Consider the following 24,951-nt stretch of genomic DNA (forward strand, 5'->3'; position numbering starts at 1 on the left):
TCGTGGGTGTTCGGCCATTGCCGAACGGAAACGTTCGCAACACCCCAGGGGGAACGACCACCATGGACCGCAGGAGAAACCGCACCTTCACCAGGCTTGCCGCCTGTGCCGGACTCGCCCTCGGCGCCGTGGCGTTGACCACCGCGCCGGCACTCGCCGAGGCCCCGACGAAGGACCGCGCGACCCCGTCCGCCACCGCGCTCCCCACCTTCGACTTCGGCGACTGCCCGACGCTGCCGGCCGGTGCGGATCCCGACAGGTGGCGCTGCGAAGTACACGTCGCCACCGGGGAGATGCGGCTGGGCGGGATCGTCGTCCCGCTTCGCCCGATGACCATCACGCACGCCGAGGGCCCGCTGCCCGACGGCACCACCGGTCAGGTCTTCGGCGCGCTGCACGCGACCCCGAGCCCGACCTCCGGCGGCCTGCCCGGCGTTCCCGGCCTCCCCGAGCGGGCGCCGCTGCTCGGGATGAACGTCGAGACGAAATACGGCGGTTGGTTCGACTTCCTCTCGCACGGCACGTCGGCCGGCGGCCTGGACGTGACCCTGGCCCTGAGCGGCCCGCTGCTGCCGAAGGACTGCTCGATCGGCACCGCCGAGCAGCCGATCCGGTTGACCATGATGCGCAAGGGCCCCAACGAGTGGATCTCCAAGGACCCGCCCATCCTCAAGGGCACCCTGTGGGACAACACGGTCGCCATCCCCGCCGCCGACGGTTGTGGTCCGCTCGGCACGGTGCTGAACCGGCGCAACGGCCTGCCGTCGCCCGGCGGCACCAACTCGATCACCCTGGACGGGTTGTACACGTTCAAGACGTACACGCAACTCGGCCGCTGACCCACGCCCGTCGGCATCGCGTCCCGTCGGCACGATCGTCCTATCCTGACCGGACAACCGCGACCGAGTGTGGGGAGAACGTCGACATGGAACTGCGGGCGCTGTATCGGGGGTTGTTCGAGGCCGGACTGTTCACCGCGGAGTGCGCCGAGGACGCCTACCCCCTCGGCGCACTCGACGCGGTGCTGCACGCATCGATACGGAGCGAACTCGGCGCTCGGGAGAACAGCATCGACCACTGCGACAGCCGGATGGACGTGGCGGCGGCGGTCGAGGGCCTGGCCGCGATCGCACCGCGCTACGCCGAGCTGCGCCGGCAACTGTTCTCCGACCTGCACCACGTCGGGCTCCCGGCGTCGCGATGGCGCGTGGTGAGCTTCGACCTCGCGGTGTTGGCCCCGCTCCAGGTGTGGCGGCGACCACCGGCGTACGCCCTGCTGCTCCGTGATCCGGGGGTGGCGACCGGAGGCGCCCAGTCCTGGGACTTCATCGTCTACCCGCGTGCCTCGGACCCCCGGGTGCCCGGAACCACGTACACCGTGATGGTCTTCCCGGAAGCGGCCTCGACACCGGGATCAGCCGGCCCCGCCGGTACGCCGCCCGGTCCCGCGTCCGGCGCCGCGCCCGGCTCGACGCCCGATGCCGGGGCGGCAAGGCGGCCGGGCACCGTGCAGGTGACCAGGCAACTCGAGGAGCAGCACGAGCACTACGAGCAACTGACCTACGGCTTCGCGGCGTTGGGGCGTCAGGTGCGGTTCGCCGCGCTCAACCACCCCGACGGCGGCCGCGAGCCCCAGCCCCCGATGGACTGACGCGCAGACCCGCAAACAATCCCACGGTCGGCAGACCGTGGGATTGCCTTGCCTTCAACTTCTAATGCATAGAGAAGTGTGTAATCATTAGATAGATGGTGCTCGCCCCGAGCACCGAGCATCCGGCGCCGCGTCGCGCCGAGCCGAGCCGGAAACAAGGAGCATCGATGGGCAACCTCAAGACGCTTCAGACCGGTCACGTCGGGCTGAACGTCACCGACCTCGACCGCTCCGTGGCCTTCTACCGGGCGGTCCTGGAGGTCGAGGTAGTGGCCGAGGGCAACGAGGAGGGTCGCCGCTTCGCCTTCCTCGGGCGGGACGGGAAGCTCCTGATCACGCTGTGGCAGCAGAGCGAGGGCACGTTCCCGACCCGGCTTCCCGGGTTGCACCACCTGTCCTTCCAGGTGGAGACCATCGACGAGGTGAAGGCCGCCGAACAGGTCCTGCGCGGCCTCGACGCGCACTTCGACCACGAAGGCGTCGTCCCGCACGGCGAGCACGGCACCTCCGGCGGGATCTTCTTCACCGACCCGGACGGCATCCGCCTGGAGATCTACGCCCCGTCCGGCGCCGACCCGGCCGAGGCCCCCACCGCCGGCGCACCGACCTGCGGCTTCTTCTGAACCCCGCGCAGCACCCCCACCGCCCGCACGCCCCAACAGCGCACACCGCAGATCCGGAGGCAATGTCGTGGCAACCGACTACCACCGCGGGGAACGCGCGGTACAGGACCGCGCCCACCTCACCCGCCAGGCCTCGCACTCGCTCGGCGGCATCGGGGACGCCATCCCGCCGGTCGCCGCGGCGTTCCTCGCCGCACAGCCCATGATCATCGTCGGCGGCGCGGACGCGGCCGGCCGGATCTGGTGCTCACAACTGACCGGCGAGCCCGGCTTCCTGTCCACCCCCGATCCGCACACGCTCACCGTCGACGCACTGCCGCTCGCCGAGGACCCGCTCGCGAACCTCCTCGGCGAACCGGCGCAGGTCGGGATGATCGCCGTCGAGCCGGCGTCCCGACGCAGGATACGGATCAACGGGCGCTCCACGCCGATGCCCGGCGGCCTGCGCGTACTGCCCGACCAGGTCATCGCCAACTGCCCGAAGTACATCCAAAAACGTGACTACCGCATCCTGCGAGACCCCGACTCCGGGCAGCGGAAGGGCGATCGCGCGGTCACCCGGAGCACCGCGCTCACCCCGGCCCAGCAACAGACCCTGCGCGCCGCCGACACGTTCTTCGTGGCCACCGCCGACGAGTCCGGCAACACCGACGCCTCGCACCGAGGCGGTAACCCGGGCTTCGTGGAGGTGTTGTCCCCGACCGTGTTGCGCTGGCCGGACTACGTCGGCAACGCCATGTTCCTGACCCTGGGCAATCTCGAACTGCGCCCGGTGGCCGGGCTGTTGGTCCCGGGCTGGGACAGCGGTACGTCCCTGCACCTGTCCGGTACGACCCGCACCCTGTGGGACCACGACGAGATCGCCCGAATCCCCGGCGCGCAGCGCCTGGTCGAGTTCACCGTCACGGACGTGGTGGAGATCCCCGACGCCGTCCCGCTGCGCTGGAGCGCCCCACAGGCATCCCGCTTCAACCCGCCCGTCCGGGACGTGACCTGAAGCCCTGGGCACAGTTGCGCCCCCGCACACTCCACACCCGCACACCCGCATACCGGCCGGGGAGTCGAATCATGCGCATCACCGTCGACATGAACCTGTGCGAGAGCCACGGCCAGTGCGTGTTCGCCGCGCCCGACGTGTTCTCCTTCGACGACGAAGATTTCCTCGTCTACGAGGACCGGCCGGCGGACGCACTCCGAGCGCACGTCCGCACCGCCGTGAGCATGTGCCCGGTCCGCGCCGTCTCGATCATCGACGAGGGCGAGCCGGACACCACATCCTGACCACGCGAACCCGCCCCGCCACATCGCACGACCCCCGCCCGGAGCCCATGGCTCCGGGCGGACGTGTTTGGGCTGGTCAGGGCGGACGGCGCCGGCCATGACATGACGCCTGGCGCATTCATGGCGCCATTGGCTCGCCATGACGCCATGAATGTGCCATGATGACGTCATGGACCTCACACCGTACGTCGACAACCTTCGCCGGGAACTCGCCATCGCCGCCGCCGCGGGCGGCCCCGAGGCTCGGGACGTGGCCGAACGGCTGACCGCTCCGCTGGAGTCGGCCGCCCGACTCACCCTCATGAACGCACTGTCCGCAGCCATGGCCGAGGTCACCAGCGAGTTGGCACCGGGCTCCGTGGACATCCGCCTGCGCGGCCTCGACCCCGAGTTCGTGGTGACGACGCCACCGCCACAGGAGGCGTTCGAGGCGTACGCGGCGCCGGAAGTGGACGAGCCGGCGCCGAAGACCGCAACAATGGCGCCACTCACGGCGCCGGACGGGGACGAGGGCGGGATGGCCCGGATCAACTTCCGCCTCCCCTCCCACCTCAAGGCCAGGGTCGAGGAGACCGCCGGACTCGCGGGCCTGTCGGTCAACGCGTGGCTGGTCCGCGCGGTCGCCGGCGCCATGGAGCCCGGCACCCCGCGCTCCCCCGCCCCCGCCCCCGGCCCGCACCGCCACCGCGGCCGCCAGGGCTACATGGGCTGGGCGCGCTAGCCGGGCCCGCTCCACCGCCGGGCGACACCACACCACCGAGTCACCCCGACTCGCACCACCCCCACTCGCACCACCTCGCATCGAGCCATGAGGACGGCACCGCCATGCCTACTTTCGCCACGCCCGAACCCATCGCCGCCACCCTCGAGTTCGACATCGGCACGGTCCGCATCACCGCGAGCAAGCGCGCCGACACGCTCGTCGAGGTCCGGCCCGTCAACGACCGGGACGAACTCGACGTACGCACGGCGGAACAGACCACCGTCACCTGCACCGACGGCAGGCTGCTGGTGAAGGGGCCCAAAAAGCGCTCGCCGTTCGGCAAGTCCGGCTCGGTGGACATCGTCGTCGAGTTGCCGGCCGGCTCCGACCTGCACGGCACCACGCCGCTGGCCGACTTCACCTGCACCGGGCCGCTCGGCGACTGCCGGCTCAGGACCTCGGTCGGCACCCTCCGGATCGACTCGGCCGCGACCCTGGACGCCCACACCGACCACGGCGCCGTCCACGCGGACCACGTCGTCGGCGACGCCGAGGTGAGCGCCGCCGGCCGGATCGAGATCGGTACCGTCGGCGGCACCGCGACGCTCAGGAACACCAACGGCGACACCACGATCCGCGAGGTCGCCGGCCGGCTGCGGGTCGGCTCGGCCAACGGCCGGATCAGCGTGGGCGTCGCGCACTCCGACGTCGACGCCAAGTGCGCCAACGGCACGATCCGCCTCGACGAGGTCGCCCGCGGCCGGGTACACCTCCAGTCCGGCTCCGGCGACCTGGAGGTCGGCATCCGTGAGTCCACCGCGGCCTGGCTCGACGTACAAACCCGGATGGGCAGCGTGCGCAACTCCCTCGACACCGCCCAGCGGCCCGACGCCACCGAGCAGACCGTCGAGGTGCACGCCCGCACCTCCATGGGCCACATCGTGATCCGCCGCGCCTGAATCGACGAGCCACGACCCAAGGGACACGATCGCCATGACCACGACCACCATCACCCGCAACCGCACCCGTACCCTCGCGATCAGCGCCACCGGCCTGACCAAGTCCTACGGCGACAAGAAGGTTCTGGACGGCATCGACCTGCACATCCCCGAGGGCACCGTCTTCGCCCTGCTCGGACCCAACGGCGCGGGCAAGACCACGACCGTACAGATCCTGTCCACCCTGATCACCGCGGACGCCGGCCGGGCCGAGATCGCCGGACACGACCTGACCGGCGCGGCCGACGAAGTACGCCGATCCATCGGCGTCACCGGCCAGTTCGCCGCGGTGGACAACCTGCTCACCGCCCGGGAGAACCTGATCCTGATGGCGGACCTGCACCACCTCGGTCGGCGCGAGGGCCGCCGTCGGGCCGACGAACTGCTCGCCCGCTTCGACCTCACCGAGGACGCGCATACCCCGGTGACCACCTTCTCCGGCGGCATGCGACGCAAGCTCGACCTGGCGATGACCCTGGTCGGCGACCCCCGGGTGATCTTCCTCGACGAGCCGACCACCGGCCTCGATCCGCGCAGCCGACGGATCATGTGGGAGATCATCCGCGACCTGGTCACCGACCGCGGCGTCACCATCCTGCTCACCACGCAATACCTGGACGAGGCGGACGAACTCGCCGACCGGATCGCGGTCCTGGACCACGGCACGTTGATCGCCGAGGGCACCGCCGACGAACTCAAGCGGCGCATCCCCGGCGCGCACATCCGGCTCCGCTTCGCCGACGTGCACCGGCTCGACGCCGCCGCCGACCTCTTCCGGGCCACCAGCCGCAACGACGACACGCTCACCCTGGACATCCCGTGCGACCCGGGCATCCCCGCCCTGCGCACCATCCTCGACGCGCTCGACTCGGCGTCGATCCCCGCCGAGGAACTGACCGTGCACACCCCCGACCTGGACGACGTCTTCCTCACCCTCACCGGCCGGCCGCAGGACGACCGCGTTTCGAACTCCCGGAAGGAAAACCCGCGATGAGCACCCTGTCCTACGCGGTCACCGACTCGGCGACCATGTTGCGCCGCAACCTGCGACACGCACTGCGCTATCCCTCGGTGACCGTCTCCGTGGTCGCGATGCCGATCGTCATGCTGCTGCTGTTCAACTACGCCTTCGGCAACGCGATCGGCGCCGGAATCGCCGACTCCCCCACCGGCGACACGAAGTACATCGACTACGTGGCCCCCGGCATCATCCTGATGGCGGCCACCTCCGGGGCCCTGGCCACGGCGATCTCGGTCTGCGTCGACATGACCGAGGGCATCGTCAACCGATTCCGCACGATGTCCGTCTCCCGGGCGGCGTTCCTGACCGGACACGTCGTCGGCAGCGTGATCCAGACCCTGGTCAGCCTGGCCCTGGTGATCGGCACCGCACTCGCCATCGGCTTCCGGCCGAACGCCACGGCGCTCGAATGGCTCGCCGCGATGGGCCTGCTCACGCTGTTGACGCTGGCCCTGACGTGGATCTCGGCCGGTATCGGTCTGGTCGCCAAGAACGTGGAGACCGCCAGCAACATCCCGATGCCGATGACGTTCCTGCCGTTCCTCGGCAGCGCGATCGTCCCGACGGACTCGATGCCCACCGGATTGCGCTGGTTCGCCGAGTACCAGCCGTTCACCCCGATCATCGAAACCCTCCGGGGCCTGCTCCTCGGCACCGAGATCGGCAACAACGCGATCATCGCCCTCGCGTGGTGCCTCGGCGCCACCCTGGTCGGTTACGTGTGGGCGCGCAGGGTGTTCAACAAGGCTCGCTGAGAGCCTTGCTCCCGAGCATCAGAAGGGCTTCTGACCTGGTACTTGCATGGCGAGCTGCATGGCAGGTTGCATGGTGAACTGCATGGGAACATACACGATGTTCCGCACGGTGACCCGCATGGCAAGTTGCATGGCAGCTCGCCCGGCAAACCGCACGGTAACCCCGGCGCACAACGCCCGCTCCCCGGCAACCACAGCCCCACCCGCCGCACCTGGCCGTCCGACCCCGAACCCGGGTCGGACGGCCACGCGCATGTCACGCCCGGGTCGACGCGGCAAACGCGGTGGGCGCGGTGGGCGCGGCCGTCGAGCCCGCCCAGGCCGACCAACCCGCCCTCACACGTCCCGCCGCTCGATCACCCACGCCGCGACCGCCACCGCGACGCCGACCCACACCAGGCACACCACCACCGCCGTCACCGTGGACGGCCGCCCGGCGGCATCCGCCCCGGTCGTGGCGCTCAACGCCTGGAACGCCGGTTGCAGGGTGCCGTTCCGCACCCGGTCCCCCGCCGCCCCGGTGACCATCGGCGCCACGAAGAACAGCCCGAACAGCGCCGCGATCGCCCCCGCCGTATGCCGCACGACCACCCCGAGCGCCAGCCCGATCAGCGCCGACACCGTCACGAACGCGCCCGTCGCGAGCACCGCCCGCAACACGTGTGGCGCGCCGAGCCCCACCTCCAGGTCCTTGTCCGCCAGGATCGCCTGCCCCACGAAGTAGGTGGCGAAGGCGATCACCTCCCCCAGGACGAGGGTGGCCGCGCCGACGACCACGACCTTGGCCGCGAAGACCCGCCGCCGCCTCGGTACCGCGGTGAACGTGGTCCGGATCAGCCCCGACCCGTACTCCGCACTCGCCGTCAACACCCCGAGCGTGCCCACCGCGAGCACCACCACGTAGTAGCCGCCGCTGAATCCGAACCGGACCGGGTCGAACGCGGCCCGCCGCTCCGCCGACATCCCGTCCCAGTCCGCGACCAGGTTGCCCAGGTCGAACGCGCCGAGTCCGAGCGCCGCGACGGCGGACACCAGCACGGTGAAATACGTCGACCGCAGTGTGCGCAGCTTGATCCACTCGGCCGCCAACACCCCGCGCGGAACCGGCACCCGACTCACGCGCCCGCCCCGTTCCGCACCCCGTCGGCCGCCCGGTGCACCGCTTCCGGCTCGGTGATCCGCAGGTACGCCTCCTCCAACGAGCCCTGTCGGGCCGCCAGTTCGTGAATCACCAGGCTCTCCCCCGCGGCCAGTTCGCCGATCCGCGAGTACGCCAACCCCTCGACCGCGAACGCCCCGTCCGGCTCGACCGTCACCGTCGCGCCGTGCGCCGTCAGCAACGCCGCCAACCGCGGCCCGTGCGGGGACCGCACCAGCACATCCCCCCGCGCCCCGTCGCGCACGAACTCGGCCATCTCGGTGTCCACGATCACCCGCCCCCGGCCCAGCACGATCACGTGGTCGGCGGTCAGCGCCATCTCGCTCATCAGGTGGCCGGCCACGAACACCGTGCGCCCCTCGGCCGCCAACTCCCGCATCAGCGTGCGGATCCACCGGATCCCGTCCGGGTCGAGCCCGTTCACCGGCTCGTCCAGCAACAACACCGGCGGATCGCCGAGGAGCGCCACCGCGATGCCCAGCCGCTGCCGCATGCCCAGCGAGAACCCGCCCACCCGACGCCGGGCCGCGGCGCGCAACCCGACCACGTCCAACACCTCGTGCACCCTGCCGCGCGCGATGTCGTTGCTCGCGGCGATGCTCGCCAGGTGGTGGTACGCGCCGCGTCCGGCCGGTACCGCGTCCGCGTCCAACAGCGCCCCGACCCGGCACAGCGGCCGGTCGAGCGCGCGGTAGGGCCGCCCGTCCACCAGGGCATGGCCCGCGGTGGGCGCGGCCAGGCCCAGGATCATCCGCATGATGGTGGACTTGCCCGCCCCGTTCGGCCCGAGGAAGCCGGTCACCCGGCCCGGTTCGACGGTGAAGCTGACATCGTCCACGGCCACGCGTGCGCCGTATCTCTTGGTGAGCCCGCGCACTTCGATCATCTCGTCTCCCGGATCCGCGTCGGCCGGCCGGCCCGTCCCGGTGCCGCCGGCGATACGTCCTCCACCGTGTCGGGTCGCCGGTGGGCGGTCATCGAACCGTGGCCGGAGCGCGCGGCCGGGATCGGGGTTCGGCTACGACCGTGGTCATAGGTCTGCCGGGCGATGGGCGGCGGCGGCCGGCGTGCCTACCCTCGACGGCATGACAGGCATGACAGGCATGACCGGCATCACGGGCGTGAAAGCCATGGGATCGGCGCCGTCGCGTCCGTTCTTCACCGGGCGGCCGCGAACCGCGCACCTGGTCGCGCTCGACGTGCTCGTGGCCCTGGTCGGGGCGTCGATCGCGGTGCTGCGCGTGCTGGACGCCTACCACCACCACGACCCGCACGGACGCGGCTATCCGGAGCCGAACCGGGTTCGGTTGTGCGTCGCCCTGGTCGGCGTCGGCGTACTGGCCGGCGCGCTGGTGCTGCGCCGGTTCCGGCCCGCGCTCGCGACGGCGGTGGTGGTCGCGACCTGGGCGGTCGTGGTGGCCGTGGCCGGCAAGACCACAATCGCACTGTACGTGGGCGGGCCGTTCGTGGTGCTGGTCTCGATGGCGGTGGTCTACAGCGCGGCGGTGACGTACCCGCCGCGCGCGGCGATCGGCGTGCTCGGGCTCGGCCTGTCGGGCGCGGTGCCGTGGTTGTTCGGTTCGGACGACCTGCGGCGCAACGCGTGGTTGACGCCGCTGTTCGTCGGCATCGCGGGCGCGGTGGGCTACGCGGTCGGCCGGCAGCGCGCGTACGCCGTCGCGCTGCGCGAACATCACGCGGAACTGGCCCGGTCCGAGTTCGCCGAGGAACGACTGCGGCTGGCCCGGGAGTTGCACGATGTGATCGCGCACAGCCTGGGGGTGGTCAACGTGCAGGCCGGATACGGCGGTTTCGTGCTCGACCGACGGCCGGAGCAGGCTCGGGAGGCGTTGGCGGCGATCCGGCGGATCAGCGGCGAGACGATCCGCGAAATGCGCGGCCTGCTCGGGGTGTTGCGCGCGGACGGCCCGGCCGACCGGCTGCCCGCGCCGGGGTTGGCCGATCTGCCCGCGCTGCTCGACCGCGGCGCCGAGGCGGGTCTGCGGGTGGAGTCTGCCGTGCTCGGCGAACCGCGCGAGTTGCCGCCCGGCGTGGAGTTGTCCGCGTACCGGATCGTCCAGGAGGCGCTGACCAACATCGCCCGGCACGCGCGCACCGCGAACGCTTCGGTGACCGTGGACTATCGCGGGGACGCGCTGGTGATCGAGGTCACCGACGACGGCGTCGGGCCGGGGCACGGATGGCCGGACGAACTCCCGTACGGACACGGCCTGGCCGGGATGCGCGAGCGGGTCGGGCTGTACGACGGGGAGTTCACCGCCGGTCCGCTGCCCGGGCGCGGCTTCCGGGTGAGCGCGGTGTTGCCGCTGCGCGAGCGTGTCGCATGAGCGTCCGGGTGCTGGTCGCCGACGATCAGGCGCTGGTGCGCGCGGGGTTTCGCGGGATCGTCGAGGTGGCGCCGGGCTTCACCGTGGTCGGCGAGGCGGGCACCGGGACGGCCGCGGTCGAACTCGCCCGGCGGGAGCGGCCGGACGTGGTGCTGATGGACATCCGGATGCCGGGCATGGACGGCCTGGAGGCCACCCGGCTGATCACCGGCGCGGGCGGTCCGGCGGGCGTGCCGGGCGTACGGGTGTTGATCCTGACCATGTTCGACCTCGACGAGCACATCTACGAGGCGCTGCGCGGCGGCGCGAGCGGGTTCCTGCTCAAGGACACCGCGCCGGAGGACCTGTTGGCCGCGATCCGGGTGGTCGCCGCAGGCGAGGCGCTGCTCGCGCCGAGTGTGACCCGGCGCCTGATCGCCGAGTTCGCCGGTCGCCCGGACCCGGGCGGGAGTACCGAGCCGCCCCGGCCCACGACGCTGCCCGGGATCACCGCGCGCGAACACGAGGTCCTGGTCCTGATCGCCGAAGGCCACACCAACCCCGAGATCGCCCGCCGCCTGCACATCACCGAGGGCACCACCAAGACCCACGTGGGCCACCTGCTCACCAAGCTCGGGGCCCGCGACCGCGTACAACTGGTGATCACCGCCTTCCGCGCGGGCCTGGGCCCGAGTTGACCTCCGATCGCCACCGGAACGTCCAGGCGGGCCACACACCGGGCCGAGAGCACCGCCACGACCAGCCCCGCGAGGGTCGCGCCGACGATCACCGCGACGCTCGTCGACCACGACACAACAACCACCGTCACACCGCCGTCGCGAACCACCCAACGTGCCACGCCGAGGCCCCAGTCGCTACCGCGTACCCGCACGTGGGCGCGTCCACGGTGATGACCGACGTGGGTCGCCCGCCGATGAAACTCGGCGCCGGTGAGCGGGCCCGACTCTCGGTCGTCGCCTACGAGTCCGGTCCGGTCGGTCCCGGTGCGTCCGTTCGCGCCGCCGAGCGGTGGACACGCGGGAGGCGGCGGCGCTCAGGCCCAGGCGGTCGGGTGGGCCTTGGTGTGCCAGGCGGTCACCGCCGTGGCGTCGGTGGGTTCCACGTCCGGCGGGAGGTCGGTGGGGTCGAGCCAGGCCAGGCGGGCGCACTGGTCGGGTTCGGCGTTGGTGGGATCGCCGGTCCAGGCGGCGGTGTGGAAGTACCAGCCGATCACCGGTGCGCCGGTGTCGCCGAGCACCTGCGAAACGTAGGCCGTGCGCAGGTCGGCCGTGGCCACGTCGGTGGCGATCTCCTCCCTGGTCTCGCGGGCGCAGGCCTCGATGAGGAGTTCGCCGGGGTCGACCAGGCCGCCCGGGAGCGCGAGCAGGCCGTCGGCGAAGCCGGTGTCCTTGCGCTCCATGAACAACACCGCCCCGTCCGCGCGTTCGAGGATGATGGCGGCGTAGGCGATGGCGTTGTGGCGGTGGTCGCTCACGTGTCGGTCTCCCCATGGTCGATCCGGGTGCTTCCGGGCGCCTGTGGGCGATCGCCCCGGGCGCGCGACGGCGCCGGCGCGCGGCGGACCGGCGGGGGCGACCCGCGCTCCGACACGCTCCTGTGCCCGGACCAACGACCGGTGCGGGACGGACGTCACGCCCGGACCACCGCCGGCGCCCTCACGCTCCCACGATGCGTTCGACCGCCGCCGCGACGAGGCTGTCGCGTTCGGCCGGGGAGAACACGTCCGGCAGGGTGAGCTGTTCGACGATGAGCCAGTTGAACGCCAGGTACAGGAGGCGAACCGCGGTGGCGTCGCCGGGCAGGCCGGATTGCTCGTGGTAGCTCACGTTGGCCGCCAGGTCGACCCGGACCCGCTCGGTCAGCACCGTGCGCAACTCCGGCCGCCGGGTGGCCTCCAGGCGCAGTTCGAGCAGGGCGAGGTAGCCGGTGCGGAAGGCGCTGACGCGGTCGACGAGCTCGCGCATCAACACGGTGTACGTCTCCCGGTCCGGCGTGCTCGCGCGGTGTCGCGCGATGATCTCCTCGCCGGGCTGCAGCCGCTCGTAGACCCGGGCGCCGGCCTGGGTCAGCAGGTCGTCGCGGCTCGTGAAGTAGTTGGAGGCGGTACCGGTGGGCACCCCCGCCTCGACGTCGACCGCCCGGAAGGTAAGCCCCCGGGCCCCCTCCTTGGCCAGCACCTCGATGGCGGCATCGACCAGCGCCGCCCTTCGCTCGTCATTCCTGCGCACCATAAGAACCACTCCACCTGTAGTACTACACCTGCATGGAGACTACAGCGCCGGACATATCCGCGGTGGGGGCGCGTGGGCGGTGGGCGGTGGGCGGTACGGTCCTGCCATGGACGATTCGCCGCGAGCCGCCGCCTCCGACCCCACGCCCGAAGCGGCGTCGCCGCCCTCGGCCGCCTCGCCCGGGCCGGTGACCGCGGACGACCTGGATCTGGCCGTCCGGCTCGCAGTGGCCGCGCTCCGCGAGGCGCCGGCCGCCGCCTGGGACGACCGGGCCGGTTCGCTGGAGTGGACCCGCTGGGAGACGGTCGAGCACCTGAACGACGACCTCTTCGCGTACGCCGCCCAACTGGGCCTGCGCACCCCGCCGTTGACCGCCATCGTGCCCTTCGTCTGGGAGAGCCGCCGCCCGGGCGGCCCGGCGAACGCGATCCACGCGGACCGCACGGCCGGCCCCGGCGGGCTGTTGCAGGTCCTGGAGGTGACCGGCGCCCTGCTGGTGTCCATGGTGCGGACCACGCCGTCGAGCGTGCGCGCCCACCACACCTTCGGCGACGCGGACCCCGAGGGCAGCGCGGCGATGGGCATCGTGGAGACCGTGGTGCACACGTACGACCTGACCCAGGGCCTGGGCCTGCCCTGGACCCCGCCCGCCGACGTGTGCGCACGAGTGATCGCCCGGATCTTCCCGGACGTCCCGCAGGACACCGACCCCTGGCCCACCCTCCTGTGGGCCACCGGCCGAGGCGACCTGCCCGGCCACCCCCGCCGCACCTCGTGGCGCTGGTACAGCGAGCCGCGACCGTAACCCCACCGCACCGAGTCCGGTTCGGGGCGCAGGCGACCCGCCTCGACCAACGCCGCGATCTCCCGCATGGCCGCGTGATCGGCCTCGACCGGCATCTCCGCTGCCCGGTGCGCGGTTCCCCGACATCGGCCAGGGCCTGCCACGCGGTGGTCGCACCCAACCCGACCCGTCGGGCGAGCGTCCGGAACGACGTGATGCCTACACTTCCGGACGTGAGCACAGTCGCGATAGCCGTCGCCGACGGCATCCTGCATTTCGAACTGGCCCTGGCCCACGAGGTCTTCGGCTCACCGGCACCGGCCGTGCCCTCGGCCCGCGTCGAGCACTGGTACGACGTCGTCGTCTGCGGGGCCGGCCCGGTGCGGGTCGACGGGCGTTTCCTGCTCGAACCGGACGGCGGCCTCGACCGGCTCGCCGGCGCCGACACGGTGATCGTCCCCGGCTGGGCCGATGTGGACACCGACCCGCCGGCTGACCTCGTCGACGCGGTACGCGCGGCCCACGAGGCCGGCGCGCGGGTGGCCTCGCTCTGCACGGGCGCCTTCGTCCTGGCCGCCGCGGGGCTGCTCGACGGGCGGCGCGCCACCACCCACTGGGCCCACACCGAGGCCCTGGCCGAACGCTATCCCGAGGTCGAGGTGGACCCGGACGTGCTGTACGTGGACAACGGCAGCGTGCTCACCTCGGCCGGCAAGGCCGCCGCGATGGATCTGAGCCTGCACATGATCCGCCTCGACCACGGCTCGACCGTCGCCAACGCGATCGCCCGCCGGCTGGTGGTGGCCCCCCACCGACCGGGCGGCCAGGCCCAGTTCGTCGCCACCCCGGTACCCGAACAGCCCGACCACCCGCTCGGCGAACTGCTCGCCTGGGCGGCCGGCCGGCTGGACCAGCCTTTGACCGTGGAGGACCTGGCCCGCCGGGCCAACATGAGCTCGCGCCACCTGGGCCGGCACTTCCGGTCGGTGACGGGCACCACCCCGTTGCAGTGGCTGCTGATCCAACGCATCCATCGGGCCCAGGAGTTGCTGGAGACCACGGACGACAGTGTGGACGCCGTCGCCGAGGCCACCGGCATGGGCACCGCGGCCACCCTGCGCCGCCACTTCAACCGCACGGTGGGTGTACCGCCCGACGCGTATCGCCGCACCTTCCATCGACGGCGGGCCGACGGGGATTCGGCGGCGGGCCGACGGTAGCGCGGACCGGTTCCGGTTCCGGTTCCGGCTACCGGGCCGGGTCGGTCGCGAGGGTGAACTCCCGGACGACTCGGGCCAGTTCCGCTGGGCGGTCGAGGGGGATGAGGGTGTAGCTGTCGTCTATCTCGACCAGCCGTCCCCCGGGCAGGAGTTCGGCGAGGCGGCGGCCGTGTTCCGGGGGCATGACCCGGTCGGCGCTCGCCCAGACCACGAGGGCCGGGCGGTCGAAGTCGGGCAGGCGCCGCGCCGCCGCGAGCAGGAGGTCGGTGTCCGCGCCGGCCGCGCGCAACATGCGCACCGCGTCGCGGCGGATCTCGGGTCGGGACAGGATCGGCGCCGCCCAGCGGGCGGTGGCGGCGTCGCCGCGCTTGGTCAACCACCCGAAGGCGAGCGGGAGTCGGCGTACCGGGCGCAGCCGCATCTGCTGCATGAACAGCCCGAACAGGCGTGGCGGGAGTTTACCGGCGCGCACGAGGGTCCGGCCCGTGAGCCCGGGCGGAAAGTTGTCGAAGGCATCACACGAGGCGAGCACGACCCGCCCCACCCGGGCCGTGTTTCCGCCGGCGATCAGCAGTTGCACGAGCGCGCCGCCGGTGTCGACGCCGACCAGGGTGACCTCGCTCAGGTCGAGCGTGTCCAGGAACTCGCCCACCAGCGCGGCCACTCCGGGCAACGACAGGTCGGCGTCGGCGGACATCGCATGCCGGTGCGCACCGAGCGGCAGGGTGGGCGCCACGCAGCGGTGGTCGACGGCCAGCGCGGCGATCACCTCGTCCCACAACGACGAATCCATCAGGAACCCGTGCAGCAGCACGACAGTGGGACCGTCGCCACCGGTGTCCTCGTACCCGATCGTGCCTACCGACAGCCGAACTTCCTTGTGGGCCATGGTCTCCCCCTCCGGCATCACACAGCGTTCGCCGTGCGCCGTTCACCTCCAAAAAGTGAACCACGCGGTTCGCAAACTGTCCACGGGAAGCCGCGGGAAGCCCCGAGGCGCCGGCGTGCCATCACTCCTCGGCGGCCTCCTCCCGCTCCAGCGCCCGAATCAGCGCATCGAAGCCGGCGGCGACCCCCGCCGTGTCGCCGCTGGTCCGCGCATCCACCAAAAACCCCCGAAGCACCGCGAGGATCATCTCGGCGACCTCGAACTTGCGCTGCTCGGACCAGTGTTCGGGGCAGATGGCCAGCAGCGTGGGCAGATACTGCCGGGACGCCCCGCGGCCGAGGTCGGCGTAGCGGTCGGGGTCGTACATCGCCAGCCCGATCGCCTGGTCGAGCACCCGCGCCTCGTCACCGACCAGAATCGGCCACACCACCCGCACCCACTCGGCCAGTGGCAACCGCTCGGAACCGGGCCGTCCGGCGGCGACGGAACGATCGATCCGCCGATCGCGCAGTTGCAGGATGGCCTGCCGAAGCAGGTCGTCGGCCCCGTCGAAGTGATAGAGCAGCACCTTGTGCGTGGTATCGGCCGCGCGCGCGGCCCGGCGCAGCGAAAAGTCCACGAGCCCGTTGGCCGCCAGATCCGCGGTGACCCGTTCGAGCAACTCCCGCCGCCGAGCCTCCCCCCGCGGCGACCCGACGGATCGCCGATAGCCGCCGGCGGAGGATGCCTCGGCGGCGGGCTCGACGTGCTCGACCGGCGCGACAGACTCGACCGGATCGACCGGATCGACCGGATCGACCGGATCGGGTGCGGAGGGGTTCACGTCGGCAACTCCCATGGTCGAATATCCGCTGTCCGCACCCGAAGTGGGCATCGGACGCACGGCGCGGTAGGCGGTAGGCGGAGCACGATCGACGCCCGGGCGCGATACGTGCACCGGTCGACATTAGTGCCGTCCCCGGCACGGGCCGGCCCACCACGGCACCCGCCGGCCCGCGGCGCCCTCACCCCTGATCCGGCGCTCCACGGGCGTCAGCGGCGCCGATGGGCGACCGTCGGCCACGGCCACCGGTCCGCCGCCCGGCCCGCGTCCGGGCCCGGCGGCTCGGGGACGCGGTCGAGGGCGGTGGGCTGCCAGGCGCGGTCCCGTTGCACGCGCAGCAGGGGGATGGGGCTGTCGTCCGTGCCGTACAGGCGGTCCGCGAGGCGGATCAGCGTGTCGTGGCGGGCGAGGGCGAGCCCCCGGGCCCACGACCAGGGGCCGTATCCGGCTCCCGCGGCCACCCGCACGGAGGCCGCGGCGCCCACCGCGATGGCCAGTCCGGCGATGTCCTCGGCGGGATCGCCGACCACCGCGTCCGTCCAGTCCAGCACCCCGCGCACCCGACCGCCGCTGCCGACCATCAGGTGCTCGCCCTTGAGATCGCCGTGCACGACGACTCTCGACACGGGTTCCGCGCTCGGACCGCGCAGCGGCGCCCCGTCGAACTCGCCGTCGGCGGTGAGCCGTCGCGCCGCCGCCTCGGCCGGTTCGCGCAGCTCGGCGATCGACCGGGGCGCGACCACGGGCAGGCCGACGCCGACCGCGTCCGCCTCGGTGACCCGGGCCAGGCCGGCCAACATCCGCGCCAGGGCGACCTCGCCCCGACGCGAGACCCGACGCAGTTCGGCGGAGGTGCCGCGGACGCGGGTGTCGACGGAGTAGGCGAGCCCGTCCACCCACTGGCCGGCGGCCACGCTCGCGGGCAGCGCGACGCCGACCACGGGACGCAGCAGGTCGCGCAGCACGATCTCGCGACGCTGCCGGTCGGACGTATCGGCGTCACGGGCCAACCGCAGAACATGATCCGCCCCGACCCACCACGAGGAGTGCTCCCCACCCTCGTCGATCGGCCGCACGACCCGCCCCGCGTCCCGACCCAACACCGCGTCGACCAGGCACCGCACCACCGACTCCGTCGGCGCGGGCGTCCCGGACGTGGTGGACGGCGGCGGCACGGACGCGGAGGCGGCTGCGGACATCCACCGATCATGCCGGCCGGGCCCGGGACCACCAACGGGTTATCCCACCACCCCCGCCACACCCCCGGCGGACAACCGCGAGGCGGGCGCGGCCGGCGGCGAACCCGCGCGCCCGCCCCGGCGATCGCCTCACATGGCGACCTCCGCCGAGCCCTCCTCCCCCACCGGACCCGCGTCCCGCGAACCGCCCCCGCCCCGGCCCGACGGCAGGAGCGGGTCTCCCACCGCCGCCTCCGTCACCCCCGTGTAGGCCAGCAGGGCTCGTAACGCCGCCGCGTCCACCTGGATGTGGGCCTCGTTCTGCCGGCCCCGGTCGAGGTGGGCGAAGGCGGGTGGGCGGCCGGGGGTCGGAGCAGTGGGGTGACGGGGAATCAGATGTGCGTGCAGGTGCGGGATGTCGTTCCCGAGGAGGGACACGTTCAGCCCGGGCACCGGTCGATAGTGCGCCTCGATCGCGCGCCCCGCCGCGGTCACCTCGGTCATGAACCCGGCGAGCTGACGTGCGGTCAGATCGGTCAGGCGCACGACGTGGCCGCCGGTCCACACCACGACGATGTACCCGCGTACCCGCCCCGAACGCCACAGGTAGGCATTGCCGTAGACGCCGCGCTTGAGCAGCAGGCCCCAGCCGATGTCGGGCGCGGTGAAGTCCTTTTCGCACATCGCGCAGGGCGCGTCCGGGTGTGGCTCCGCGTAGCGTTCGGGCCAGGTGGACGCTTCGAGTGGGCGGGGTCCGGGCACCTGGGAACCACACACGACGGCCTCCAACACGAACGGGGGCGAGAGCCCGCTTGCCGCTGCAAACGTTCGGTTGAGTCAACGAAAAGCGTTGAACCCATGTCACGCCCCCGCTCCGGTCTGTGACCGGCCCGCAGCGCCCTCGGGACGGATCCGCGACAGGCGCGACCCCACGCACCCGAGGATTCACCCACCCGGGCGACAAAACCATCACCCACCCGCGACAACCCACTCACCCGCCCGAGTGGTCCGGCGGAGCCGCCGGTCGAGCCGACCGCCCCGCCGAGGCCGCCGCGTGCTACGACCGTTCCCGCCCGTCCCCACCGCGCTGCGTCACCGGCACGATCTGCAGGGTCTCCGCCATCTCCGCGTCCGTACCGCCGGCGGCCTCGGCCTGCGACACCGCTCCCGAACCCGGTCCCACCACGATCGCGTAGGTGCGCGCGAGCTGTTCCAGCTCCTTGACGCTCACCGCCTCCTTGCCCACCTGGCCGGCCATCCTGGCCACCGCGTCGAGCAGCGCCACCCGGGCCCGCTCCGCCGCACCGGTTTCCGCCTCCACCGCTGCCTCCTGCTCCGCCGCCGCCTTGCCCACTGTGCAAACCTCCACGTCGAACCTCGACAATGCGCTCGGCAGGCTACCGCCGATTCCACCCCGCTCCGACCGCCCGCGGGTCCGCGCGCCCGACCCCACCGTTCCGCCCCACCCGTCGAGTCGACCCATTAGGCTGAACCACCCGGCCGGACGAGGGGGATGGATGCACGTGCCGAGCCACGACCCGCCGTCCCGGGCCCGTTCGGACATGAGCACCGCACCGCACGACCCCCGGGGATCCCGGGTGGTCCTGGTCGGCGCACACACCTTCGAACACCTGACCCCACTGCCGGCGGTGGCCCGAAACCTGTCCCGGCTAAGGGAGTTGCTGACCGACCCGGAATTGTGGGGCCTGCCCGCCGAGAACTGCGTCGTGATCGAGCAGCCGGACCACCGCGACCTGGTCCTGGACGCGCTCACCGACGCCACGGCCGCCGCCACCGACCTGGTCCTGCTGTACTACGCGGGCCACGGCCTGGTCTCCCCGGACAGTGAGGATCTGCTGCTGTCCCTCCCCCGTTGCCGCCCAGAACGGCCCTATACGGCACTACCGTTCCAGGAGATCCGCGACGTGCTGCGCTCGGCCCGCCGGGTCCCCGCCAAGGCGGTACTCCTGGACTGCTGCTTCGCCGGCCGGGCCCTGACGGGGGCGATGGGCCCGGAGGACGCGCGGTTGACGGAGTTGTCCCGGGTGGAGGGCAGTTACGTCCTGGCCGCCGCCGCCGCGACCCGGCAGGCGATCGCCCCCGTAGGCGGGCAATACACGGCCTTCACCGGGCAGTTGATCGACGTCCTCGAACATGGCATCCCGGGCGGCCCGAAGACCCTCGACCTGGCCACGGTGCACACCCACCTGCACCGGATCCTGCCCGAACTCGGCTTCCCCCGGCCCCGACAGCGCAACGAGGACCAGGGCGCCCGGATCGTCCTGGGTTGGAACCGCCACCCGTCGGCCGCCGACGCCGCTCCCCGACTGCCGCCCCACCTACGCGACTTGCTACACGCGCAGACCATCGCCGCGCGCAACTTCACCTACCGCCTCTACGACGCGCCCCTCGACGGACTCGCCACCGTCTACGTCCGGCAACAGGCCCGCAGCGCCCCGACCGCGCCCACTCGGCAACCCCTCGACCGCATGCGGGATCCCCGCCGGGACCCGCGCGAAGAGGAGCACCACCAAAGACACTTCGTATCGACCGAGCCCAGCGGACCCGCGATCGCCCCCGCCCGGGCCGCCGAGGACACGCTCGCACTGCACCGCCACGTCCTGATCACCGGCGGCGCGGGCCAGGGCAAGTCCACCCTGAGCCTGCAACTGGCCGCGTCCCTGGCCCTGGCCTACGAGTCGGGACAGGCCCAAGGCCCGGACCGCGAACGGCTGTTGCCTCTGCGCGTCACGGCCGGACGCCTGGCCGCCGGGCGCAGCGCGCTGATCCCGCGCCTGGTCCGGATCCTGTCCGCCGAACTGGCGCCACACCTCGACTACGCCCTTCCGGACGACCTGCTCGACCACCTGCCCGAGAACACCACGTGCCTGCTGATCGTCGACGGCCTGGACGAGATCACCGATCCGGAGCGACGGCGCGGCCTGGTCGCCGAGTTGGCCGGCCGGGTGCGCAACCCCGACGGCCGTTTCCGACTGCTGATCACCACCAGGCCGCTGCCCAACGACGAACTGGCCCCGCTCCAACACGCGGCGACCGGGACCTACACGCTGGAGCCCTTCGACCGCGAGCAGTTGCGCGAGTTCGCCCACCGCTGGTTTCGCGACCACCCCGACGGACCGACCCTGGCGGCCGGCTTCCTGCGCCAGACCGAGGCCGCCGGCGTCCGCGACCTGGTCCGCGTGCCACTGCTGGCGACGGTGGCGGCGCTCGTCTACCGCAAGCACCCGAGCACGCCGCTGCCGAGCAACCGATTCACCCTCTACTGCGACTACTTCACCCTCCTGACCGACGCGCACCTGGAGGAGATGCACGAGCAACAACAAACCGTGCTGCAACGCTGGACGCTACGCCCCGCCGTACACCGAGCCGGCGTCGCGTTCCTGTTCGACCACCGTCCCGAACTCGTCGAACACCTGGCCGTCACGGTGGTCACCGACCCGACGGCCGGCACCCGCCCCCTCCTCGACCTGGCCCTGGACTGGCTCGACGAACACGACTGTCGGGCCACCCGCCGAGGTGTCCCGGAATGGCCCAGACTCGTCGCATCGGTACTCGGCACGGTCGGCGTATTCACCCACCACCACGACTTCCTGCGCTTCACCCACTACAGCTTCGCCGAACACCTGGCCGCCGACGTCCGAGCCGACCGACTGCCGCTCCACTTCGACCCGGCGGCCCCGGACTGGGCCCACACGGTGCACCGAGCCGTCCACGGCGACCTGTTCGCCCACGCGATCCTGGCCCACCACGCCCACCGCTACGGCACGGGCGACGCGATCCTGGACTGGCTGGGCCGCGGCACCGGCGACTTCGCCGCGTTGGCCGGCGAACTCCTGGCTCGGGGCGTCCCGGCGGCGAGCCGGCACACCGAGTCGTTCGCGGCGAATCTGATGTTGACGTTGACCCGGGAGTCGAGCGACGAGGAACTGCGACGCGCGACCTCGGACGCGGCGGCGTTGCTCGGGGAGCCCGCCGTGCGTCGAACATTGCTGAACTTCCTGGGGAGTTGCTACCACAAAATCGACGTCCGCATTCGACTGGCGCAGTCGCTGGCGCCCCACGACACCACGATCGCGATCGACATCCTGCGTGGGGTACTCGGCCGGGAAGGCATCTCCCTCGACACACGTATCTCGGCCATGCGCGCGCTGGCCGCATGTGGTCCCGCGCATGTCGCGGAGGCCACCGAAGCGTTGTGGACCGCGCTCCGCTCGGATGACGCCACAGCGTCAAACGTGATCGACGCCGCCAGTGGACTGGCCTCGCTGGCGCAGGAACACAAGGACGCTGCCGTCACCGCGCTTCGGACCGTCCTCACCGACGCCGCCTCGGACAGCCGGGAACGTGTACGCGCCGCGCGCGAGTTGACCGGGATCGATCCCACACATGGGCCCGAGGTCGCGAGAGTGTTGCGTGAGGCGCAAACCGTGCCGCACAGCTCTCGCTTCGATCGCATCTTCGCCGCGGAACAGTTGGCGGCACTCGGTCCCGCGTATACAGGCGAGGCCGCAGATGTTCTCCGTGGCCTCATCGCCGCACCCAACGCCAATTCGTATGCGCACAGGCGGGCCATGCGCTCCCTGGCCGACATCGGTCCGAGCCACACTCTGGAAGTGGCGCAACTCCTGCGCACGGACCTGGCGACGCGGGACATGGACGACGACGACGTTGCGGAAACGGCCTCGGCGCTGGCGGAACTTGCGCCCGCCTACTCGAAGGAGAGCATCGACGCCCTGCTCCGACTTCTGGCATCGCCCACCGTGGATGCCTCCCAGCGCTGTAGCGTCGCTCGATCGCTGACACGACTGGATCCGACTCGACTGACCGAGGCCGCCGACATCATTCGCCGCGTACTCGCCGCGCCGACGTCCGCCGCGAGACACCGCATCGACGCCGCTGCCACGTTGGGGCACCTTGGTCCCGACCATGTGACGGAGGCGGCGACATACCTGGAAACAACGCTCGCCGCCGCCGATGTCACGGCGGAGGACCGCAGAATCGCGGCGGAAGGCCTGGCCGGTTTCGGACCCACATTCGTGCCGGCGGCCATTCGAGGGTTGCGGGAGCTCCTGACGGCGCCCGATGCCGGACCCTGGGTACGCATGGAAACCGCTCGGTGTCTGTCGGGCCTCGACGCGATCCATGTACCCGAGGCGATCGACATCCTCACCCGAATGTTCGACGACCCGAACATCTCCCCGTCGTACCGCAACCACATCGCCATCATGCTGATACCCCTCGCGCCCGACGAGCTCGACTCCATGGCCGACCGGCTCCGAAGGATGCTGAGCGACCCCGACACCGCCCTGAGGCATCGGCCCGAAACGGCGCGAACCCTGCACACCCTCGGGGCCGGCGCCGACGAAGTGGCAGACGTCCTTCGCACCGTCCTGTACGCATCGGACCCGACCGCCGACACCAGGCGTCAGGCCGCGCAGATTCTGGGCTATCGGGATGTGCGCTACATGGCCGAATCCACAGCCGCGCTTCGGGACCTGCTTTCGGCTCCGGACGCCGACCCGGAGTCACGCACCTGGACCGCGAGTGATCTGTCCGACCGAGGCCCGGACAACGACGCTCTGGCGGCGCACACTTTGCGCGAGACAGCCGCTTGCCGGACGACACCACCGAGCGACCGGGCGGCTGCCGTCCGGCTTCTCGCCGCGTGCGGACAGGGCTACACCGAAGAGGCCACGGCCATGAGTCGAGCCGTTGCGACCACACCCGGCCTGTCCACACGGATCCGCATCACCGCCGCGATGGCCTGCGCCCTGATCTCTCCCGCCTGCACCAGCGACGCGGTTTCGTTGACGCGGGCCGTCCTCCGAGACCCCGCTACCCAACCCATTCTGCGCCGGGTAGCCGCACGGAACCTCGGCTGCCTCGGCGCCGGCTACCTCGACGAAGCCTCCGACGCGCTCTGGAGCATCATCACGTCGCCCGAGATCGACCCGACCGAGCGGTGCAGGGCAGCCCAGGCTCTGTACGTGGTCGGCACCGCCCGCGTAGACGATCTGGCCCAAAGCCTCCGCGCCATCCTCACCGACCCCTCCGCCGTCCCCCTCGCCCGGACCCTCGCCGCCCACACGCTCGGCCGGCTCGGCCGCGGCTACGTCCACGAAGGCGCCGACCACCTCCGCGCCGTCCTCGCCGCGCCCGACCCCACCCCGTCCGCACGGGCCAAGGCCGCGACGAAACTCGCCGATCTCGGACAGGGCTTCGAGGCCGAGGGCATCGCCGCGCTCCGACAACTGCTCACCTCCACCGACACCCGCCTCGATGACCGGGTCACCGTGGCCCGCAGGCTGTTCAAACTGAACCGCCAGTCCCTCCCCGACATCGCCGCCGGCCTCCGCGCCGTCCTCGCCGAGCCCGACGCCGGCCCCTACACCCACACCCGCGCGGCCCGCCTGCTCGGCAGCCTCAGCCCCCGCTTCCTCGACGAAGCGGCCGAACACCTGCGCCGCCTCCTCGCCGCCCCCGCCACACCCCCCGTCGCCACCCGCCGAGCCGCGTCCGCCCTCGGCATGCTCAGCCCACGCTTTCGTCCCGAAGCCGCCGCGATCCTGCGCGCCCTCCCCGCCGGCGACCTCACCGTCTCGACCTCCTACGCCCGCCGGGCCGTCGCCCGCGTCCTCCGCGACTTCGGTCAGGGGTACGAGCTGCCGGCCTGCTAGAAAGCAGGTCCACGCGAACACCGACACGCAGCGAAAGCGAGCACACCCATGGCCGGCGACCAGCGCCCCACCCCACCCGTGACCGGCGACGAGCGCGAGATGATGCGGGCCTTTCTCGACTTCCACCGGGCCACGCTCGCGATGAAGTGCGAAGGACTCTCCGACGAGGAGCTACGCCGGCGGTCGATGCCGCCCTCGACGCTCTCCCTCCTCGGACTGGTCCGGCACATGGCCGAAGTGGAGCGCACCTGGTTTCGTCGGGTGATCAACGCGGAGGACATCCCGCTGGTGTGGTCCGACGAAGGCGACTTCCAGGTGGCCTACGACGCGAGCGCCTCGACCCGCTCGGAGGCCTTCGCCGCGTGGGAGGCCGAGGTGGCCCACTCGCGGCGGATCGAGGCCGAGGCGGAATCCCTGGACGTCATCGGCCACAACGCCAGGTGGGACCAGGACGTGTCGCTGCGCCTGGTCATGCTGCACCTGATGCACGAGTACGCCCGCCACAACGGTCACGCCGACCTCCTGCGCGAGGGCGTCGACGGCACCGTCGGCGCCTGACCCACCCCCGCGCCGCCCCCGTCCCATTTCC

24 protein-coding genes are annotated in these 24,951 nt (G+C 72.0%); 15 read left to right on the forward strand and 9 right to left on the reverse strand.

The features are described from left to right. Nucleotides 1-62: 62 nt before the first annotated feature. The 9 genes from ACFRCG_RS30640 to ACFRCG_RS30680 all read left to right on the forward strand — a co-directional run bounded on the left by ACFRCG_RS30640 (nucleotide 63) and on the right by ACFRCG_RS30680 (nucleotide 7,032). Nucleotides 63-839, forward strand: coding sequence for a hypothetical protein (locus tag ACFRCG_RS30640; RefSeq protein WP_380037396.1), 777 nt, complete (start codon nucleotides 63-65; stop codon nucleotides 837-839). Between the two features lie 86 nt (nucleotides 840-925). Beyond that, entirely contained in the window at nucleotides 926-1,651 is a 726-nt protein-coding gene (locus ACFRCG_RS30645) for a hypothetical protein (RefSeq protein ID WP_380037398.1), read from the forward strand. A gap of 167 nt (nucleotides 1,652-1,818) precedes the next feature. Beyond that, complete coding sequence (locus ACFRCG_RS30650) at nucleotides 1,819-2,274, forward strand: VOC family protein (protein WP_380037400.1); 456 nt, start codon at nucleotides 1,819-1,821, stop codon at nucleotides 2,272-2,274. A 67-nt stretch (nucleotides 2,275-2,341) separates the two neighbouring features. Continuing rightward, complete coding sequence (locus tag ACFRCG_RS30655) at nucleotides 2,342-3,271, forward strand: pyridoxamine 5'-phosphate oxidase family protein (RefSeq protein ID WP_380037402.1); 930 nt, start codon at nucleotides 2,342-2,344, stop codon at nucleotides 3,269-3,271. 71 nt (nucleotides 3,272-3,342) lie between these two features. Next, on the forward strand, nucleotides 3,343-3,555 hold the full coding sequence (locus ACFRCG_RS30660; protein WP_380037404.1) for a ferredoxin: 213 nt from the start codon (nucleotides 3,343-3,345) through the stop codon (nucleotides 3,553-3,555). 169 nt (nucleotides 3,556-3,724) lie between these two features. Next, nucleotides 3,725-4,276 (forward strand): hypothetical protein, encoded by a 552-nt coding sequence (locus ACFRCG_RS30665; RefSeq protein ID WP_380037406.1) that lies wholly within the window; start codon nucleotides 3,725-3,727, stop codon nucleotides 4,274-4,276. Nucleotides 4,277-4,380: 104 nt separating this feature from the next. After that, a complete protein-coding gene (locus tag ACFRCG_RS30670) occupies nucleotides 4,381-5,217 on the forward strand; it encodes a DUF4097 domain-containing protein (RefSeq protein WP_380037408.1) in 837 nt (278 codons plus the stop codon). Between the two features lie 34 nt (nucleotides 5,218-5,251). Further along, on the forward strand, nucleotides 5,252-6,250 hold the full coding sequence (locus ACFRCG_RS30675; protein ID WP_380037410.1) for an ATP-binding cassette domain-containing protein: 999 nt from the start codon (nucleotides 5,252-5,254) through the stop codon (nucleotides 6,248-6,250). Next, on the forward strand, nucleotides 6,247-7,032 hold the full coding sequence (locus ACFRCG_RS30680) for an ABC transporter permease (protein WP_380037412.1): 786 nt from the start codon (nucleotides 6,247-6,249) through the stop codon (nucleotides 7,030-7,032). The genes ACFRCG_RS30675 and ACFRCG_RS30680 overlap by 4 nt, the downstream gene beginning before the upstream one ends. Nucleotides 7,033-7,368: 336 nt before the next feature. On the opposite strand, the gene ACFRCG_RS30685 is transcribed toward ACFRCG_RS30680, so the two are convergent. Both ACFRCG_RS30685 and ACFRCG_RS30690 read right to left on the reverse strand, forming a co-directional pair. Then, on the reverse strand, nucleotides 7,369-8,151 hold the full coding sequence (locus ACFRCG_RS30685) for an ABC transporter permease (protein WP_380037414.1): 783 nt from the start codon (nucleotides 8,149-8,151) through the stop codon (nucleotides 7,369-7,371). Then, entirely contained in the window at nucleotides 8,148-9,077 is a 930-nt protein-coding gene (locus tag ACFRCG_RS30690) for an ABC transporter ATP-binding protein (RefSeq protein ID WP_380037416.1), read from the reverse strand. The genes ACFRCG_RS30685 and ACFRCG_RS30690 overlap by 4 nt, the downstream gene beginning before the upstream one ends. Nucleotides 9,078-9,276: 199 nt before the next feature. On the opposite strand from ACFRCG_RS30690, the gene ACFRCG_RS30695 reads away from it, so the two are divergent. Continuing rightward, the gene (locus tag ACFRCG_RS30695; RefSeq protein WP_380037418.1) at nucleotides 9,277-10,539 is read left to right on the forward strand and encodes a sensor histidine kinase; all 1,263 of its coding nucleotides are present in this window, start codon (nucleotides 9,277-9,279) and stop codon (nucleotides 10,537-10,539) included. Continuing rightward, complete coding sequence (locus tag ACFRCG_RS30700; RefSeq protein WP_380037420.1) at nucleotides 10,536-11,216, forward strand: response regulator; 681 nt, start codon at nucleotides 10,536-10,538, stop codon at nucleotides 11,214-11,216. The genes ACFRCG_RS30695 and ACFRCG_RS30700 overlap by 4 nt, the downstream gene beginning before the upstream one ends. 356 nt (nucleotides 11,217-11,572) lie before the next feature. On the opposite strand, the gene ACFRCG_RS30705 is transcribed toward ACFRCG_RS30700, so the two are convergent. Together ACFRCG_RS30705 and ACFRCG_RS30710 are read right to left on the reverse strand one after the other, a co-directional pair. Continuing rightward, a complete protein-coding gene (locus ACFRCG_RS30705) occupies nucleotides 11,573-12,013 on the reverse strand; it encodes an NUDIX domain-containing protein (protein ID WP_380037422.1) in 441 nt (146 codons plus the stop codon). 181 nt (nucleotides 12,014-12,194) lie between these two features. Next, entirely contained in the window at nucleotides 12,195-12,770 is a 576-nt protein-coding gene (locus ACFRCG_RS30710) for a TetR/AcrR family transcriptional regulator (RefSeq protein WP_380037424.1), read from the reverse strand. Nucleotides 12,771-12,876: 106 nt separating this feature from the next. Between ACFRCG_RS30710 and ACFRCG_RS30715 the strand changes: the two genes are divergently transcribed. Continuing rightward, a complete protein-coding gene (locus ACFRCG_RS30715; protein WP_380037426.1) occupies nucleotides 12,877-13,575 on the forward strand; it encodes a hypothetical protein in 699 nt (232 codons plus the stop codon). Nucleotides 13,576-13,787: 212 nt separating this feature from the next. Then, nucleotides 13,788-14,774 carry a helix-turn-helix domain-containing protein gene (locus tag ACFRCG_RS30720; protein WP_380037428.1) on the forward strand — a complete coding sequence of 329 codons (987 nt, stop codon included), beginning with the start codon at nucleotides 13,788-13,790 and terminating at the stop codon, nucleotides 14,772-14,774. Nucleotides 14,775-14,802: 28 nt separating this feature from the next. Here ACFRCG_RS30720 and ACFRCG_RS30725 read toward each other — a convergent pair whose 3' ends face one another. From ACFRCG_RS30725 to ACFRCG_RS30745, 5 genes are all read right to left on the reverse strand, one after another. Further along, on the reverse strand, nucleotides 14,803-15,663 hold the full coding sequence (locus tag ACFRCG_RS30725) for an alpha/beta fold hydrolase (RefSeq protein WP_380037430.1): 861 nt from the start codon (nucleotides 15,661-15,663) through the stop codon (nucleotides 14,803-14,805). Between the two features lie 121 nt (nucleotides 15,664-15,784). Beyond that, entirely contained in the window at nucleotides 15,785-16,486 is a 702-nt protein-coding gene (locus tag ACFRCG_RS30730; protein ID WP_380037432.1) for a TetR/AcrR family transcriptional regulator, read from the reverse strand. Between the two features lie 209 nt (nucleotides 16,487-16,695). After that, nucleotides 16,696-17,685: an aminoglycoside phosphotransferase family protein gene (locus tag ACFRCG_RS30735; protein ID WP_380037434.1), complete on the reverse strand. Its 990-nt coding sequence runs from the start codon at nucleotides 17,683-17,685 to the stop codon at nucleotides 16,696-16,698. A 129-nt stretch (nucleotides 17,686-17,814) separates the two neighbouring features. Then, nucleotides 17,815-18,426 (reverse strand): HIT family protein, encoded by a 612-nt coding sequence (locus ACFRCG_RS30740; protein ID WP_380037436.1) that lies wholly within the window; start codon nucleotides 18,424-18,426, stop codon nucleotides 17,815-17,817. 295 nt (nucleotides 18,427-18,721) lie between these two features. Further along, complete coding sequence (locus ACFRCG_RS30745) at nucleotides 18,722-19,033, reverse strand: hypothetical protein (protein ID WP_380037438.1); 312 nt, start codon at nucleotides 19,031-19,033, stop codon at nucleotides 18,722-18,724. A gap of 193 nt (nucleotides 19,034-19,226) precedes the next feature. On the opposite strand from ACFRCG_RS30745, the gene ACFRCG_RS30750 reads away from it, so the two are divergent. Continuing rightward, complete coding sequence (locus tag ACFRCG_RS30750; protein WP_380037440.1) at nucleotides 19,227-24,362, forward strand: NACHT domain-containing protein; 5,136 nt, start codon at nucleotides 19,227-19,229, stop codon at nucleotides 24,360-24,362. A 48-nt stretch (nucleotides 24,363-24,410) separates the two neighbouring features. Further along, nucleotides 24,411-24,920 carry a DinB family protein gene (locus tag ACFRCG_RS30755; RefSeq protein WP_380037442.1) on the forward strand — a complete coding sequence of 170 codons (510 nt, stop codon included), beginning with the start codon at nucleotides 24,411-24,413 and terminating at the stop codon, nucleotides 24,918-24,920. Nucleotides 24,921-24,951: the final 31 nt, after the last annotated feature.

Origin of the sequence: Embleya sp. NPDC056575, assembly GCF_042793325.1 — a bacterium.
In the GTDB taxonomy this organism is placed as follows: Bacteria; Actinomycetota; Actinomycetes; order Streptomycetales; family Streptomycetaceae; genus Embleya.